13 protein-coding genes are annotated in these 15,651 nt (G+C 70.8%); 6 read left to right on the forward strand and 7 right to left on the reverse strand.

Annotation, left to right across the window (positions count from 1 at the left end):
* Positions 1-881, forward strand: an 881-nt coding sequence (locus ACE3Q8_RS09720; RefSeq protein WP_374470081.1) for a lytic transglycosylase domain-containing protein, incomplete at its 5' end; no start/stop codon positions are given.
* Here the strand turns inward: ACE3Q8_RS09720 and ACE3Q8_RS09725 are convergent.
* Positions 813-1,274 carry a cell wall biosynthesis glycosyltransferase gene (locus tag ACE3Q8_RS09725; RefSeq protein ID WP_374470082.1) on the reverse strand — a complete coding sequence of 154 codons (462 nt, stop codon included), beginning with the start codon at positions 1,272-1,274 and terminating at the stop codon, positions 813-815. The genes ACE3Q8_RS09720 and ACE3Q8_RS09725 overlap by 69 nt on opposite strands.
* 78 nt (positions 1,275-1,352) lie before the next feature.
* Between ACE3Q8_RS09725 and ACE3Q8_RS09730 the strand changes: the two genes are divergently transcribed.
* Both ACE3Q8_RS09730 and ACE3Q8_RS09735 read left to right on the forward strand, forming a co-directional pair.
* On the forward strand, positions 1,353-2,429 hold the full coding sequence (locus ACE3Q8_RS09730) for a PA0069 family radical SAM protein (protein ID WP_374470083.1): 1,077 nt from the start codon (positions 1,353-1,355) through the stop codon (positions 2,427-2,429).
* Between the two features lie 55 nt (positions 2,430-2,484).
* Complete coding sequence (locus ACE3Q8_RS09735) at positions 2,485-3,306, forward strand: glycosyltransferase family 25 protein (protein WP_374470084.1); 822 nt, start codon at positions 2,485-2,487, stop codon at positions 3,304-3,306.
* On the opposite strand, the gene ACE3Q8_RS09740 is transcribed toward ACE3Q8_RS09735, so the two are convergent.
* Entirely contained in the window at positions 3,303-4,307 is a 1,005-nt protein-coding gene (locus ACE3Q8_RS09740; protein ID WP_374470085.1) for an LLM class flavin-dependent oxidoreductase, read from the reverse strand. The genes ACE3Q8_RS09735 and ACE3Q8_RS09740 overlap by 4 nt on opposite strands.
* Positions 4,308-4,326: 19 nt before the next feature.
* Positions 4,327-5,601 (reverse strand): class I SAM-dependent RNA methyltransferase, encoded by a 1,275-nt coding sequence (locus ACE3Q8_RS09745; protein ID WP_374470086.1) that lies wholly within the window; start codon positions 5,599-5,601, stop codon positions 4,327-4,329.
* A gap of 141 nt (positions 5,602-5,742) precedes the next feature.
* On the opposite strand from ACE3Q8_RS09745, the gene ACE3Q8_RS09750 reads away from it, so the two are divergent.
* Positions 5,743-6,366, forward strand: coding sequence for a hypothetical protein (locus tag ACE3Q8_RS09750; RefSeq protein ID WP_374470087.1), 624 nt, complete (start codon positions 5,743-5,745; stop codon positions 6,364-6,366).
* 37 nt (positions 6,367-6,403) lie between these two features.
* Here the strand turns inward: ACE3Q8_RS09750 and ACE3Q8_RS09755 are convergent, their stop codons facing one another.
* Both ACE3Q8_RS09755 and ACE3Q8_RS09760 read right to left on the reverse strand, forming a co-directional pair.
* Positions 6,404-7,147 (reverse strand): TlyA family RNA methyltransferase, encoded by a 744-nt coding sequence (locus tag ACE3Q8_RS09755; RefSeq protein WP_374470264.1) that lies wholly within the window; start codon positions 7,145-7,147, stop codon positions 6,404-6,406.
* Entirely contained in the window at positions 7,144-8,904 is a 1,761-nt protein-coding gene (locus ACE3Q8_RS09760; RefSeq protein ID WP_374470088.1) for a class I adenylate-forming enzyme family protein, read from the reverse strand. Before ACE3Q8_RS09760 ends, ACE3Q8_RS09755 begins: the two co-directional genes overlap by 4 nt.
* Positions 8,905-9,072: 168 nt before the next feature.
* On the opposite strand from ACE3Q8_RS09760, the gene ACE3Q8_RS09765 reads away from it, so the two are divergent.
* Both ACE3Q8_RS09765 and ACE3Q8_RS09770 read left to right on the forward strand, forming a co-directional pair.
* Complete coding sequence (locus ACE3Q8_RS09765) at positions 9,073-11,169, forward strand: TonB-dependent siderophore receptor (RefSeq protein WP_374470090.1); 2,097 nt, start codon at positions 9,073-9,075, stop codon at positions 11,167-11,169.
* The gene (locus tag ACE3Q8_RS09770; RefSeq protein ID WP_374470091.1) at positions 11,169-12,185 is read left to right on the forward strand and encodes a PepSY-associated TM helix domain-containing protein; all 1,017 of its coding nucleotides are present in this window, start codon (positions 11,169-11,171) and stop codon (positions 12,183-12,185) included. Before ACE3Q8_RS09765 ends, ACE3Q8_RS09770 begins: the two co-directional genes overlap by 1 nt.
* On the opposite strand, the gene ACE3Q8_RS09775 is transcribed toward ACE3Q8_RS09770, so the two are convergent.
* Both ACE3Q8_RS09775 and ACE3Q8_RS09780 read right to left on the reverse strand, forming a co-directional pair.
* Positions 12,182-14,848 carry a valine--tRNA ligase gene (locus tag ACE3Q8_RS09775; protein ID WP_374470092.1) on the reverse strand — a complete coding sequence of 889 codons (2,667 nt, stop codon included), beginning with the start codon at positions 14,846-14,848 and terminating at the stop codon, positions 12,182-12,184. The genes ACE3Q8_RS09770 and ACE3Q8_RS09775 overlap by 4 nt on opposite strands.
* A gap of 153 nt (positions 14,849-15,001) precedes the next feature.
* Positions 15,002-15,568, reverse strand: a complete 567-nt coding sequence (locus tag ACE3Q8_RS09780; protein ID WP_374470093.1) for a DUF2497 domain-containing protein — start codon at positions 15,566-15,568, stop codon at positions 15,002-15,004.
* Positions 15,569-15,651 lie beyond the last annotated feature (83 nt).

The following is a 15,651-nucleotide window of genomic DNA, read 5'->3' on the forward strand; positions in this document are numbered from 1 at the left end:
CCTCCTGGCGCGCGCCGGCCCCCCCGCCCGCGCTGCCCCGTCCCCCGGCCCGCCCGGCCCCGTCGGCCGAGCCCGACCCGGAGCTGGCCCGCTTCGCCGCCGAACGCCCGCGCGCCCACCGGGCCGCCGCCCTGATCCAGATCGGCAAGTGGGACGAAGCCCGCCAGGAGCTGCGCGCCGGCCTCGGCTTCGCCTCCAGCGACCGCGAGCGCGACGGCTGGCTGAAGCTGATCGACGCCCTCGACGCCGCCGCCCCGCCCAAGGTCAAGAGCCAGCGACCGGCCCCGAACTTCTGGGAGTACCCGACGCCGAACCTGGAGCCGAAGGACGGCTTCACCGTCGACAAGGCGCTGGTCTACGCCATCTCCTACCAGGAGAGCCGCTTCAACCCGCAGGCGGTCAGCCACGCCGGCGCCATCGGCCTGATGCAGCTTCTGCCCGAAAGCGCCGCGCGCGCCAGTGGCGACGACAAGCTGATGAAGCAGCCCAAGCGCCTGTTCGACCCCGCGACAAACCTCAGGGCGGGCCAGGACTACCTGACCTGGCTGATGGACCGGAACACCGGCTACGACATCCTGCGCACCGTCGCCGCCTACAACGGCGGCCCGGGCGCGGTGTCCAAGACCCTCGAGCGCGTCGGCCGCGACGACGATCCGCTGCTGCTGATCGAGTCCCTGCCGGCCGAGGAGACCCGCGACTACGTCGAGAAGGTGATGACCGCCTACTGGAGCTACAAGAAGCTCTGGGGCCAGGAGACCCGCACGCTCGACGCCCTGGCCGGCGGCGCCCGCATCATCGACGCCCGCCTCGACCTACCGCAGACGCCGCCCGCCGGCGGGGCCGAGCTGTCGGCGCAGACCCTGCAGATCGGGCTCGACTAGGCCGCTGGCCGCGGCCTTGCCGATGAGCAGACCGTAGGGGCGGCCCGCGAACGGCCCGCCGGCCTTGCGGCCTTCCAGGATCGCCGCGCGACCGCCCGCGGCCAGGAAATCGCCCAACCGCTCGACCCAGCCCTCCGTGAAGCGGATGCGGGCGGGCAGCACGAGGACCAGCTCGGAGCGGGACCGCGCGATGGCCGCCCCGAGCTCCCCCACCAGCTCCGCGCCGGTGTCCTCGCACATGGCGTCGACCTGGTCGGCGACCAGCTCGCTCCAGGCCGCGCCCGAAACCAGCACCTCGCGCACCAGCCCCTCTACAGCCGCCGGCGTCAGAGCCGCCAGCAGGCCGGCCAGCCGGTCCTCGTCCCGCGAGGCGTCGATGATCACCGAGAGCATGGCCGCAGAAACTCCTGCGCCGCGCGCTCGGTCAATGTAGTTCTTGTTTCGTTCTCCCCGAGATCCTAGACTGCCCCGGTGACCAGCCTTCCCCAGCAGACCCGCGGCCGCGGCGCCCGCTCCAACGTCTCCGGCCGCTATGAGAGCCAGCTCCGCGAGGCGTTCGACGACGGCTGGACACCGGATGAGCCAGACCCGAAGGGCTTCCGCACCGAGCTGCAGCCCGAGAAGGCGCGGGTGATCATCTCGCACAACGACAGCCCCGACGTGGGCTTCTCGGCCTCGATCAATCCCTACCGGGGCTGCGAGCACGGCTGCATCTACTGCTACGCGCGGCCCGCCCATGCCTACATGGGCCTCTCGCCGGGCCTCGACTTCGAACAGAAGCTGTTCTTCAAGCCCGAGGCCGCGCGCCTTTTGGAAGCCGAGCTCTCCAAGCCGAAGTACACCCCCGAGACGGTGCACATCGGCGGCAATACCGACCCCTACCAGCCCCAGGAGCGGGTGCTGCAGGTGACGCGCTCGATCATCGAGGTCCTCGCGCGCTTCAACCACCCGTTCTCGGTGATCTCCAAGTCCGCCCTCGTGCTCCGCGACCTGGACCTGATCGCCCCGATGGCGGCCCGCAACCTCGCCCGGGTGGCGATCTCGATCACCAGCCTGGATCGCCGCCTCGCCCGGTCCATGGAGCCCCGCGCCGCCACACCCGAGAAGCGGCTGGATGCGGTGCGCCGGCTCACGGACGCCGGCGTCCCGGTCGTCGTGATGTTCGCCCCGGTCATCCCCGGCCTGAACGACCATGAGATGGAGGCGGTGCTGGAGCGTGCGGCCGAAGCCGGCGCGGTCGGCGCGGGGTATGTGGCGCTCCGCCTGCCGCTGGAGATCAAGGACCTCTTCCGGGAGTGGCTGGAGACCGACCATCCCGACCGAGCCGCCCGGGTGATGTCCCTCGTACGCCAGATGCGCGGCAGCCGCGACTACGACAGCCAGTGGGGCAGCCGCATGACCGGCCAGGGTCCCCTCGCCGACCTGATGAGCAAGCGCTTCGCCGCCGCCAAGAAGCGCTATGGGCTCCATCAGCGCTGGGAGCCTCTCGATCTCACCCAGTTCCGCGTGCCGCCCAGGCCGGGCGACCAGATCGACCTATTCGGGTGATCAGGCCGCGCGTGTTATCGCCCGAGCCGGTCTTATCGAGCAGGCTCCCCCGACGATGAGTGTCGATCCTATCCGGTGCTGCGTCATCAACTTGCCAAAGGCGGCGAAGCGGCTCGACGCGATCCGCTCCGCCTTCGCTGCCGCTGCGCCAGTCGGTTGGACCCTGGAGGTATTCCCGGGTGTCGACGGCGCGCAGATCGAGACGCAGGGCCGCCTGACCGCCGGCGAGAAGGGCGCCTTTCTGAGCCACCTCCGGCTACTGGAAAGTTCGCTGCATGACGACGCGCCCCTCTGGATCCTCGAGGACGACGCGGAGCTCTCCGCTTCCGCGTTCCAGATGGTCGGCGAGGCTCTCTCGGCGTCCAAGGCTCATCTGTTGTTCACGGATGTCGGCCCGGCCAACGCCGAGGACATGCTCAAGGTGCTCGCCTTCTGGCCGGGCCGAAACACGCCGCGCCTGCTGGACCTCCGAGCGATCCAGTTCGTCGGAGCGAGTTCGTACCTCGTCGCCGGACCGGCGAAACGCGAGCTTGCCACGCTGCTGCGGGTGTTCGCCGACCCGCTGGACGCGCCGATCGACCTCGTTCTGCGCCACCTGATCCACGAGGGAGCCCTCTCGGCCGCGGTGACGCTACCGTTCCTTACCACGCTGTCGCCGCACGCTGAGCAGTCGCAGGTCTACGGACTGACCGTGAAGGAACGCGTGTGGAACACCACTCGACGCCTGTTTTTCATCGATCAGGACCTCGAGGCATGCGCCTCCGCGGCATCCCAGCTCTTCCAGGAGCTTGGGGACCGCAAGGCGCAGGTGTTCGGTCAGCTCTTGGCGGCTCGCGTGTCCGCGGATTTCCGTGAGAGCGGGCAAGTCAAGCGTTAGGCAGCCTTGGCGAGCTGGTCGCGGGCGTCGGCCAGGATCTCGAACGAGCGGATCCGCGCCGCATGGTCGTAGATCTGCGCCGTGACCATCACCTCGTCCGGCTGATAGCGGCGAACGAACTCGTCGAGGCCGCGACGCACCGTATCCGGGCCGCCGACGACCGCCTTGGCGAGGGCTTCCATGCGGCTCGGGTCGACGCCGAACTGCGCGAACCGCTCGGCCATGTCGTCAACCGGCGGCGGCAGCGGCGAGGGCTTGCCGAACCGCAGGTTCAGGAACGCCTGCTGAAGGGAGGTGAACAGCCGCTGCGCCTGGTCGTCGGTCTCGGCGGCGACGACGTTCAGGGCGAGCATGATGTGCGGCTTCGCGAGGTGTTCAGAGGGCTCGAACCGCTGACGGTAGACGGCGACCGCCTCCTCCATCTGCTGCGGCGCGAAGTGCGAGGCGAAGGCGTACGGCAGGCCCAGCGCGGCGGCGAGCTGGGCGCCGAACAGGCTGGAGCCCAGGATCCAAACCGGTACGTCCAGGCCGGCGCCTGGCACGGCGCGGACAAGCTGGTTCGGCTGCGCCTCGCGGAAGTACGTCATCAGCTCGACCACGTCCTGGGGGAAGCGGTCGACGTCGCCTGCCAAGGTCCGACGCAGGGCCCGGGCGGTCACCTGGTCGGTGCCGGGCGCGCGGCCGACGCCCAGGTCGATGCGGCCCGGATAGAGAGCGGCGAGCGTCCCGAACTGCTCGGCGATCACCAGCGGGGCGTGGTTGGGCAGCATGATCCCGCCGGCCCCGACGCGGATCGTCGAGGTGCCGCCGGCGACGTGGCCGATGACCACCGCCGTCGCGGCGCTGGCCACGCCGGGCATGTTGTGATGCTCGGCGAGCCAGAAGCGCTGGAAGCCCAGCCGCTCGGCGGCCTGCGCGAGGTCGAGGGTGTTGCGGAACGATTGGGCGGCGTCGGAGCCTTCCAGGATCGGCGACAGGTCGAGGACGGAGAGCGGAACCATCCTGGCAATATGGGGGCGCTCAGCGCGAGAACACCCCCACAAGTTCTATGTGCGTCGACCAGAGGAACTGATCCACCGGCAGGACGCGCTCGAGCCGGAAGCCGGCGTCCACGAGGGTGCGGGCGTCGCGGGCGAAGGTCGCCGGATTGCACGAGACGCCGATCACCCGCGCGACGCCCGAGCGGGCCAACTCGGCGGCTTGCTCCGCCGCCCCGGCGCGCGGCGGGTCGAACACCGCCACGTCGGTCTTCTTCAGCTCCTCGGCGAGCACCGGTCGGCGCACGAGGTCGCGGGCCTCCGCCGTCACACCGTGCAGCCCGGGCGCGCTGGCCAGCGCCGAGGTCAACGCCCCCACCGCCTCCGCCGCAAAATCGGCGGCATGCACCTGGCCGATCTGGGCCAGTCGGAACGTGAAGGTGCCGACGCCGCAGTAGAGGTCGGCGATCCGGCTCGCCCCCTGCGCCGCCTCGGCCACGAAGGCGCTCATCGCGGCCTCCGCCCCAGGGGTCGCCTGCAGGAAGGCTCCGGGCGGCAGGCTGACGACCGCGGGCCCGAGCCGCACCTGCGGCATGCGCGCGAGGTAGGCCACCTCGCCGCCGATGGTTACGCGGGCCAAGTCGGCCTCGGCGGCGCGCTCGGCGACCTGCATCCGCGCATCGGCCGACAGGCCGCCGCTCTTGGCCTCCACGCCGGAGATGTCCACGTCGAGGCCGGTGGCGGTGAGAGTGGTGTGCAGGGTGGGCGCGGACTTGGGATGCTCGAAGAGCGGGGCGGCCAGCCGCTTCAGCGCCGGGATCGCCGCTTGCAGGCCGCGGTCCGAGATCGGGCAGACGGCGACGTCCACCAGGTCCCACGACTTGCGGGCCTTGTAGCCCGCCCGCGCGGCCTCGCGGCTTCCGCGCCGGGCATGCAGGGCGAACCGCCGCCGGCTCTCGGGCGGCGCGGCGTAGGCCGGCAGGATTTCGGTGTCGAGGTGCTGCCGCGCCAGGGTGACGCGCAGACGCTCCGCCTTCCAGGCGAGATAGGGTGCGTGCGCCCAGTGCTGCAGCGCGCAGCCGCCGCAGACGCCGAAGTGCGGGCACGGCGGAGTCACCCGGTCCGGGCTCGCCTGCAGCACCTCGAGCAGCTCACGCCGCTCGCCGCCGCCGGTGGCGCGCACCCGCTCGCCCTGCAGGCTGAACGGCACGTAGACGCCGCCCGCGGCCACGCCGTCGCCCTCGCCGCCCATGGCCTCGATGAAGAGTTCGACGGGCGGGCCGGCGGGAGCCGGTCGGTGGGGCCTGGGGCGACGCATGCGCCCTCTTAGCAGGCCCGCGCGCGCGGAAGGTGAACGAAGATGAACGACCCGATCAACGGCCGTTCAGGTTGCACGGACGATAACCGGAGCCGAAGCCGCCGAGGGGCGCGCTCAGAAGGATCCGAGAGAGGGGAATTGATGTCCATGCGTTCCATCTTCGCCAAGGGCGTGCTGGTCGCGGCCGCGGGCGCCGCGGCGCTGACCGCGAGCGCCGCTTCGGCCCAGCCCTATGGCCAGTACGGCTACAACGGCGGCGGCTACAGCTACGACCCGTGCAAGCGCGAGCAGACCGGCCGCGGCGTCGCCGGCGCCCTGCTGGGCGGCGCCCTCGGCGCGGCGGTGGGGGCGAATGCGGCCGCTCGAGGCAACCGTCAGGACGGCGCCCTGCTCGGCGGCGGCCTGGGCGCCATCGCCGGCGCCGTGGTGGGCAACAAGAGCGCCGCCTGCAACGGCGGCCAGGTCCCCTACTCCAGCTCCTATTACGACAGCGGCCGCTATCCTCAGTACGGCTACGGCTACGATACGCCCCGCTACGGCCGCTACCGCGAGCGCGACTACTACGGCGACGACCGCGGCTATTACGACGACAGCTCCTGGGCCTACGGCCGCCGCGGCGAACGCTACCGCCTGGCCGGCCGCTCGGTCGGCCCGGACGGCTGCACCCTGGCCGAGAGCCCGATCTACATGCCCGACGGCCGCACGGAGACCCGCATGGTCCGCGTCTGCCGCGACTCGACCGGCCGCTACCAAGTCGTCGACTGACAGCTTCTACCGAAGAGCATCTGCAACTGGCCGCCCGCTAACCCCGGGCGGCCTTTTCTTTGCGCGCCCACAGCAGGAACTCGCGGTTGCCGTCGCCGCCTGCGATCGGGCTCTCGGCGGTGGCCAGCACCGTCCAGCCGCAGCCGGCTAGGAACGCCTTCACCCCCTCCAGCGCGTCCAGCCGGGCGGCCTCGTCCTTGACCAGTCCGCCCTTGCCCACCCGCTCGGGCCCGACCTCAAACTGCGGCTTCACCAGGGCGATCAGCTCGCCGCCCGGCCGAACGAGCGCCAGCGCCGCCGGCAGGGCCTTAGCCAGGCCGATGAAGCTGACGTCGGTGACCACCAGGTCGACCGGATCGGGGATCAGCGCCGGTGACAGGTCCCGCGCGTCCGTCGCCTCCAAGTTCGTGACCCGCGGATCGGCGGCGAGCTTCGGGTGGAGCTGTCCGCGACCCACGTCCACCGCGTGCACCCGGGCCGCGCCGCGGCTCAGCGCCACCTCGGTGAAGCCGCCGGTGGAGGCGCCCACGTCGAGGACCACCCGGCCCTCCACCGCCACCGTCCAGGCCTCCAGCGCATGGGCGAGCTTCAGCGCGCCTCGGCCGACCCACGGATGAGCCGGCGTGGCCGAGATGGCGGCAGCCTCGTCCAGCAGGTCCGACGCCTTGGCCACGGGCCGTCCGTCGGCCGTGACCCCGCCCGCCTCGATGGCGGCGCGGGCGCGGGCGCGGCTCTCGAAGAGGCCGCGCTCCACCAGCAGGACGTCGGCGCGCTTCCTCAGGCGTCGGCCTTCTCGTCCTCGAACAGCTTCTTCAGCTCGTTCTTGAGGATCTTGCCGTTCGGGTTGCGCGGCAGGGTCTCGTGCCAGAAGCGGACCTTCACCGGCACCTTGAAGGCCGCCAGCCGCTCGGCCACGTGGGCCCGCAGCTCGTCCTCCGTGGCCTCCGCGCCCGGCTTCAGGGTGACCACGGCCGCCGGCTCCTCGCCCAGCGTCCGGTGCGGCACGCCGACGATCGCGGCGTCCATCACCGCCGGGTGGTCGTAGAGAACGTTCTCCACCTCGACGCAGTAGATGTTCTCGCCGCCGCGGATCAGCATGTCCTTGGCGCGGTCGATGATGAAGCAGAAGCCGTCCTCGTCCATCCGGGCGAGGTCGCCGGTCCGCACCCAACCATCGACGAAGGTCTGCGCCGTGGCCTCGGGCTTGTTCCAGTAGCCCTTGCAGTTCATCGGGCCGAATGACCAGAGCTCGCCCACTTCGCCGGGCGCGAGCACGGTCTTGCCGTCGTTGGGGTCGCGGATCTGGATCTCGGCCACGGCCGCGGCGACACCGCAGCTATCCGGACGGTTCACATAGTCCTCGCCGCCGTTGGAGGTGACGGTGGCGCAGGTCTCGGTCATCCCCCAGCCCTGGCCGGGCTGGCTCTTCGGGAAGGCCTCGCGGATCCGCCGCACCAGCTCGGGCGCGGACGGCGCGCCGCCGTAGGACACGCTCTCCAGCGACGAGAGATCGTAGTTCGCCCGCGCCGGGTGCTCGATGAGCTGCCAGGCGATGGTGGGCACGCCGCCGGCCAGCATGATCTTCTCGCGCTCGATCAGCTCGAAGGCGCGGATCACGTCCCACTTGTACATCATCACCAGCTTGCCGCCCGCGAACAGCGACGGGTTCAGCACGGCGAAGCAGCCGGTGACGTGGAAGAACGGCACGCTGATCAGGGCCGAGCGCTGCGGGGCGTTCGGGTCCGGCGCCGGCGGCATCTCGCCTTTGCGCAGGAAGGTCCGCGCGCCGGCCGCGGCCGCCGTCATGATGTTCGAGTTCACGGCCCGCTGGGTGGCGAGCGCGCCCTTCGGCTTCCCCGTGGTGCCGGAGGTGTAGAAGATGGTGGCGTCGTCGTCGGGATCGACCTCGGCGGCCGGAAGGGCCTGATCCGGCAGCTTCGCCCAGTCGTCGGCGCCGCCCAGCACGTCCTCCAGCTTGGAGACGTACGGGTGGGCGATCTCCTCCACCTCACGGCTGACATAGGCCCGCACCAGATCGGGGCAGTTACCCAGGTGCTCCTTCAGCCGCTCGTAGCGCTCGGCGTCCATGACCACGACCTTGGCCCCGGAATCGGTGAGGCCGTACTCCAGCTCCGGACCGGTCCACCAGGCGTTGAGCGGCGTGACGATCGCGCCGATCGAAGCGGCGGCGTAGAACGAGACCACCCATTCCGGCAGGTTGCGCATGATGACGGCGACGCGGTCGCCCTTCTGGACGCCATGCGCCTGCAGTTCGCGGGCGAAGGCCGAGACGGCGCGGTAGAACGCCTCGAAGGTGACGCGCTCGTCCTCGTAGACCAGGAACACCTTCTCGCCGTGGGCCCGGGAGGCCTCCACGACGGAGCGGAGCGACGGCGGCAGGTTCTTCCAGACCTTGGTCTTGATCCCGCGGATGACCTTTTCCTCAGCCTCCAGCGGCGAGCCGGGCTGGGTGAGCAGCGCGTGCGCCTGCTGGATGGACATGGCGGGCCAACCGGGCGGCAGCGCGGGCTCGGACATCGTTCCACTCCTAATGCGTGAGCGGGGTCTCGGGCGGCCCCGCTTCCATACCTGAACAAGCATAACCCAGCGTCAGAGGCAAACGGCCGTTTGAAGGCGCGCCTCCATTGACGACCCAGCGCGGGCCTTGTAGCTGCGACTTATTCGCAGAAGCATTATCAGGCCTCGATGCCCCACGTCCCTGCCCGCCTTTCCGTCGTCCTGCTCGCCGGCGTCAGCCTGTTCGCCACGGCCGCCAAGACCGACGAGCCTTCGCGGGAGCTGGAGGAGCTCGTGGTCACCGCCGAGCATGGCTTCGCCGCCCAGGCGGTGCAGGCCGGCGCCTTCCGCAACGCGCGGCTTCTGGACACGCCCCTGACCGTGAACGTGATCTCGCGGGAGGTGCTCGACGCCCAGGCCGCCCAGGGCCTTTACGACGCCCTGCGGAACACCGGCGGCGTGACCCGTTCGCAGCTCTCCGGGGGGACCTACGACAACATCGCCATCCGCGGCATCCTTGTGGAGAACCGCGGCAACTACCGGCTGAACGGCGCCCTGCCCGTCATCAACCTGGTGGAGCAGCCGCTGGAGAACAAGGCGCGGGTGGAGGTGCTGAAGGGCGCGTCCGCGCTCTACTATGGCTTCGTGCCGCCCTCGGGCGTGATCAACATGACCACCAAGCGCGCCGAGGCGGGCGCCGCGCCGGTGGCGGAGGTCACCCTGCGCGGCGACGACCATGGCTCGGCCATCGCCTCGGTCGACCTGGGCGACCGCTACTTCGACGATCGGGTCGGCGCGCGCCTGAACCTGGCCGGCGGCCACGTGGAGACGGGTGTCGACCGCGTGAAGGGGGACCGCGCCCTGGCGGCGCTCGCCCTCGACATCGACCCCGTCGAGAACCTGCGGATCGACGTCGATCTCGAGTACATCGAGAAGGACATCGCCGAGCCGGCGGCGATCGCCCTGCTCCCCGCCGCCAACGGCGTCATCGCGCTGCCGGCCGTACCCGACAACACGCTCAACCTGGCGGGCGGCTGGCAGCACTACGACGCACGCGCCCAGAACATGCTGGCGGCCGCGGAGTACCGCTTCACCCCCCGCTTCTGGGTGAAGGTTCAGGCCGGGCGGGCCGAGACCGTGCGGGACCGCGCGTTTTCACAGTTCCAGAACTACAGCCTGGCCACCGGCGAAGGGACCCTCCGGGTCTTCCAGACGCTCGGCCAGAAGTACGTCAACCGCAACCTGCGCGCCGAGGCGGTGGGCCTGATCGACACCGGCCCGATCGAGCACGAGGTCGTCCTCGGCTGGACCTGGAACGAGCGCGAGCAGAACGGCCGGCAGAGCCCGACCTACGACGTCGCCCAGAACCTGTTCCAGCCACGCGAGGTCCCGCACCGCCCGCTGACGACGCCGCTCACTCAGAACCCGTCCGCGATCCGGGACGAAGGGACCTACCTCGTCGACCGGGTGACCTGGGGACCGCTGCAGGTGATGGCCGGGGTTCGCTGGACGGACTACGAGAGCCGCTCGAACCTCGCGGCGGCGACTCCCACCGTCTACTCGGCCGAGAAGACCACCCCGGCCGTCGCCGTGATCTACAAGCCGAGGGACTGGGTGAGCCTCTACGCCACCTACTTGGAAGGGCTCGAGGAAGGCGGCATCGCGCCGGCCAACACGGTCAACGCCTTCGAGGTCCTGCCGCCCGCCAAGTCCGAACAGTGGGAGGCCGGCGTGAAGGCCGAGCTGGCGGAGGGCGTCGTCGCCTCGCTCGCCTATTTCCGGATCGTGCGCCCGAACGCCTTCACCAACGGCGAGCGCCGGTTCGTGCTCGACGGCGAGGTGGAGTACAGCGGCGTCGAGATCATGGCGTCCGGCGAGGTCACCGAAACCCTGTCGCTGGTGGGCTCGGCGCTGTGGCTCGACGCCGAGCAGAAGCGCGCCGCCGACGCGCGCCTGGTGGGCCTGCGGCCCGAGAACACCGCAGAGTGGACCGCGAGCCTGTTCGCCGATCTGAAGATCCCTCAGGTCGAGGGCCTCGTCCTCAGCGCCGGCGCGTTCTACACGGGCGACCGGGCTGTGAACGCGCTGAACCAGGCCTTCATCGATGGCTACGTCACCTTCGACGTCGGCGCGCGCGTCACCCGTGAGATCGCTGGCCGCGAAACTACCTTCCAGGTCAACGTGGAGAACCTGGCGGACAAGAACTACTGGAACACCGCCGGCAACGGCCTGATCGGCGTCGGCGCGCCGCGCACTCTCAAGTTCCGGATCACCCGGGCGCTCTGATGCTGGCGCTGCTGCGCAAGCTGCACGCCTGGACGGGCCTCGCGCTCTGCCTGCTGCTGGTCCCGCTCGCGCTCTCTGGCGCGGCCCTGGCGTTCAAGCCCCAGTGGCTGCGCGCGACCGTGCCCACGGCGGACCGCGCGATGGCGGTCACCCCAGCCGAGGCGGCGCAGGCGATGTCGGCGGCGCAGGCGGCCTTCCCCGACGCCCGCACGGTGATCTTCGCCGGACCGGCCATCGGCGTGCACGAGGTGCTGCGCGACGACGGCGGGGCCTACCTCCCCGCCGGCGGCGGTGCACCCATCCAGGCCTGGCCGAAGAACGGCCGGGTGGTGGACTGGCTGTTCGACCTGCACCACCACCTGCTCTCCGGAGACACGGGAACGAAGGTCGCCGGAGCGGTCGGCCTGCTCGCGCTGGCGATGATCCTCACCGGCCTTGTCGTCTGGGTTCCGGCCTGGCGGAGCTTCCGCTGGCGGCTCCGGCCTGATCGCGGCGGCCGTGCGGGATGGCTGGCCGCGCACCGCGACCTGGGCGTTCTCAGCGCGCCGATCGCGGCGGTGATCGTGCTGACGGGCTCGGCAGTGGCCCTTGACGACGTATTCGCCGCCCTCATGGGGTTCCAGCGGACGAGGCCGCCGGTGGCCGCGGGCGCCGGTCCGATGGACTGGCCCCGGGCCTTCGAGGCGGCGCAGCAGCGCTTCCCGGGCGCCGAGATCCGGCTCGCCTCGTTTCCCAAGCCGGGCAAGCCGGCCGCGATCCGCCTGCGCCAGCCGCAGGAGTGGCACGCCAACGGCCGCACCACCGTCTGGATCGATCCGGCCGGCAGCCGCATCCTCGCCGTGGACGACGCGCTGGCGCAGCCGGCTTCCGCGCGGCTCTACAACGCCTTCTGGCCCGTCCACGCGTCCAAGGTGGGCGGCCTCGCCTGGAAGGCGCTGACCTTCCTGGCTGGGCTCGCCGTGGCCGCGCTGTCGCTCTACGGCGCGGAGTCCTACCGCCGGAAGCTGTTCCGCTAGGCCACCGCAGTGAGGCGGGCGAGCGCGCCCTCCAGCTTGGCCTTGGCGGTCTCCGCCTCGGCGAGCCGCTCGCGGTTCTCCTCGACCACCTCCTCCGGCGCCCGGGCCACGAAGTCGGGGTTGCCGAGCTTCTTGGCCGTCTTCTCGATGTCGGCCGAGAGGCTGGCGACCTCCTTGGAGAGCCGCGCGCGTTCGGCGGCCAGGTCGATGAACTCCGCCACCGGGAGGGCGAGCGTCGCGCCGTCCACGACGTAGGGGATCGCTCCTTCCGGCGCGGCGTCGACGAAGCGCACGTCCTCGACGCGCAGCAGGCGGGCGATCAGCGAGGCCCCGTCGCGCAGCACGCGGCGCTGGTCCTCCGAGGCCTCGACCACCAGCAGCGGCGGCCGCGCCGACGGCGGCACGTTCAGCTCGGCGCGGACCGAGCGGCCTTCCGAGATGCTGTCAATGAGCAGCTCTATCTCGGTGTCGGCGCTGGCGTCGATCAGCGCCTCCCCGAGTTCCGGCCAGCGGGCGGTCATCAGGAAGCCGTCGTGGGTCCGCCTGGCCCCCAGGTCGGCCGTCTGGCCCCACAGCTCCTCGGTGAGGAACGGCATGACCGGGTGCAGCAGGATCAGGATCTGGTCCAGCACCCAGGCGGCGGTGGCCTGGGTCTCGGCCTTCGCCGCCTCGTCCTCGCCGGTCAGGATCGGCTTGGCGAGCTCCACGTACCAGTCGCAGAACTGGCGCCAGATGAACTTGTAGAGCGCGTCCGCCGCCTGGTCGAAACCGCAGTCGGCCAGCGCCGTCGTGACCATCTGGGCGGTGCGGGTGGTCTCGCCCACGATCCAGCGGTTCAGCACGCCCTTCACCTGGGACGGCTCGAAGCCTTCGGCGCGGGCGCAGCCGTTCATCTGGCAGAAGCGGGTGGCGTTCCACAGCTTGGTGCCGAAGTTGCGGTAGCCCTCGATCCGCTGCCTCGACAGCTTGATGTCGCGCGCCGCGCCGGACATGGCCGTGAGCGTGAAGCGAAGGGCGTCGGCTCCGAACTCGTCCACCAGCTCCAGCGGGTCCATGACGTTGCCCTTGGACTTGGACATCTTCGCGCCGGACGCGTCGCGGACCAGGGCGTTGATGAACACCCGCTTGAACGGGACCTCGCCCATGAAGTGGATGCCCTGCATCATCATCCGGGCGACCCAGAAGAAGATGATGTCGAAGCCGGTGATCAGGGTGTGCGTCGGATAGAAGCGGCGCAGGTCCTCGGTCTCCGCGGGCCAGCCGAGCGTCGAGAACGGCCACAGCGCCGACGAGAACCAGGTGTCGAGGACGTCCTCGTCCTGCTTCAGCGGCTCGTCCCGCCCATAGGCCTCACGGGCCTGCGCCCTCGCCTCTTCCTCGGTTTCGGCCACGAAGATCTGACCGTCCGGCCCGAACCACGCCGGGATCCGGTGGCCCCACCAGAGCTGGCGCGAGATGCACCACGGCTGGATGTTCCGCATCCATTCGAAGTAGGTCTTCTCCCAATGGCGGGGCACGAAGACCGTCTGGTCCGTCTCCATCGCCTTGATGGCGTCGCGGGCCAGGACCTCGGCGTTCACGTACCACTGGTCCGTCAGGTAGGGTTCGACGACCACGCCCGAGCGGTCGCCGTGCGGAACCATGTGGCGGGTCTTCTCGACGCCGCGCAGCAGGCCCAGCCCCTCGAACGTCTCCACCACCTTCTTCCGGGCGGCGAAGCGGTCCAGACCCTGATAGTCGGCCGGCGCATTGCCGTTGATCCGGCCGAAGTCGTCCAGGACGTTGATCATCGGCAGGCCGTGGCGCTTGCCGACGTTGAAGTCGTTGAAGTCGTGGGCCGGGGTGATCTTCACCGCGCCGGAGCCCTTCTCCGGATCGGCGTAGTCGTCGGCGACGATAGGCACGAGCCGGTCGACAATGGGCAGGCGAACATTCCTGCCGACCAGGGCCTTGTACCGCTCGTCGTCCGGATGCACCGCCACGGCGGTGTCGCCCAGCATAGTCTCCGGCCGGGTGGTGGCGACGACGATCTCGCCGGAGCCGTCCTCCAGCGGATAGGCGAAGTGCCAGTAGTGGCCGTCCACCTCCTTCTGCTCCACCTCGAGGTCCGAGATGGCGGTCTGGAAGTGCGGGTCCCAGTTCACCAGCCGCTTGTCGCGGTAGATCAGGCCTTCCTTGTGCAGGGTGACGAACACCTTGCGGACGGCGGCGGACAGGCCTTCGTCCAGGGTGAAGCGCTCGCGGCTCCAGTCGCAGGAGGCGCCCAGCCGGCGGAGCTGGTTGACGATCGTGCCGCCGGACTCCGCCTTCCACTCCCAGACCTTGGCGACGAAGGCGTCCCGGCCGAGCTCGCGCCGGCCGATGTTGCCCTGCTGCGCGAGCTGGCGCTCCACCACCATCTGGGTGGCGATGCCGGCGTGGTCGGTGCCAGGCAGCCAGAGCGCCGCCTTGCCGCGCATCCGCTCAAACCGGATCAGCACGTCCTGCAGGGTGTTGTTCAGCGCATGGCCGATGTGCAGCGAACCGGTGACGTTCGGCGGCGGGATGACGATGGAGAACGGCTCGGCGGCCGGGTCTTCCACGGGCGCGAAGGCGCCGGACGCCTCCCAGGCGGCATAGAGGCGCGGTTCGACGGTCTTGGGATCGAAGGTCTTTTCGAGCATGGGTCAGCTTCTTGCGAGTGCGGTGCATACACACCCGCTCATCCCGGCGAAAGCCGGGACCCAAGCTGAATCTCGGGAGGGCTCGCTGGAGGCGGTGCATCCGCGGGCGCCGCATGGGTCCCGGCCTTCGCCGGGATGAGCGGAGCTAGGGGATCAGCGTACCCGGCCCCGGGCGATCCGCTCGACCTCGGCGTCCACCGAGGCCTGCACGATCTCCGGCAGGTGGTCGTCCAGCCACTGCTGGAGCATCGGCCGCAGCATCTCGCGCACGACGTCCTCCAGGGTCCGGCCGTCGGCCGGCATGGCGATGGTCTGGGACAGGCGGTCGAAGGCCGAGGCGGCGGCGCTGGCGGCGCGGTCGCTCACCAGCGGGGCGACCGCTTCGGCCACGGGCGGCACGGGTGCCGGGGCCGGCGTGGCCGCCGGCTCCGGAGCGGCCTCGGCGCTGGGCGAGTAGACGTCCAGGTCCCCGTGGGTCTCCACCTTGTCGGTCAGCTCGAGGGCGTCGTCGTCCTCGTCTTCGGCCATGGCGGCCGGCGTCTCCGGGGTCGGCGGCGGCGGAGCCACCTCCTCCACGGCCGGCGCCTCGGCCACAGGTTCGGGCTCCGGCTGAACGGGGGTCGGCGGCTCGTCCCCGTGCGGCGGGGTCGCCTTGGCGTCGGCGGCGGCCGCGTCGTCCTCGGAGATGATCCGGCGGATGGAGGCCAGGATCTCCTCCATCGTCGGTTCTTGCGAAGACTGCTCGGACATGGGCTGGACCGCCGCTCTAGAGAATCCCTAAAGCGGTAGCCTAAGCGCGCCCG

The sequence above is a fragment of the Phenylobacterium sp. genome (genome assembly GCF_041913825.1).
Lineage (GTDB): Bacteria > Pseudomonadota > Alphaproteobacteria > Caulobacterales > Caulobacteraceae > Phenylobacterium.

Bases quoted from the DNA above. Each gene is read 5' to 3' on its own strand.
- ACE3Q8_RS09735 (WP_374470084.1), top strand. From the start codon at position 2,485: ATGAGTGTCGATCCTATCCGGTGCTGCGTCATCAACTTGCCAAAGGCG.
- ACE3Q8_RS09725 (WP_374470082.1), bottom strand. From the start codon at position 1,274: ATGCTCTCGGTGATCATCGACGCCTCGCGGGACGAGGACCGGCTGGCC.
- ACE3Q8_RS09780 (WP_374470093.1), bottom strand. From the start codon at position 15,568: ATGGAGGAGATCCTGGCCTCCATCCGCCGGATCATCTCCGAGGACGAC.
- ACE3Q8_RS09775 (WP_374470092.1), bottom strand. From the start codon at position 14,848: ATGCTCGAAAAGACCTTCGATCCCAAGACCGTCGAACCGCGCCTCTAT.
- ACE3Q8_RS09750 (WP_374470087.1), top strand. From the start codon at position 5,743: ATGTCCATGCGTTCCATCTTCGCCAAGGGCGTGCTGGTCGCGGCCGCG.
- ACE3Q8_RS09760 (WP_374470088.1), bottom strand. From the start codon at position 8,904: ATGTCCGAGCCCGCGCTGCCGCCCGGTTGGCCCGCCATGTCCATCCAG.
- ACE3Q8_RS09765 (WP_374470090.1), top strand. From the start codon at position 9,073: ATGCCCCACGTCCCTGCCCGCCTTTCCGTCGTCCTGCTCGCCGGCGTC.
- ACE3Q8_RS09770 (WP_374470091.1), top strand. From the start codon at position 11,169: ATGCTGGCGCTGCTGCGCAAGCTGCACGCCTGGACGGGCCTCGCGCTC.
- ACE3Q8_RS09745 (WP_374470086.1), bottom strand. From the start codon at position 5,601: ATGCGTCGCCCCAGGCCCCACCGACCGGCTCCCGCCGGCCCGCCCGTC.
- ACE3Q8_RS09740 (WP_374470085.1), bottom strand. From the start codon at position 4,307: ATGGTTCCGCTCTCCGTCCTCGACCTGTCGCCGATCCTGGAAGGCTCC.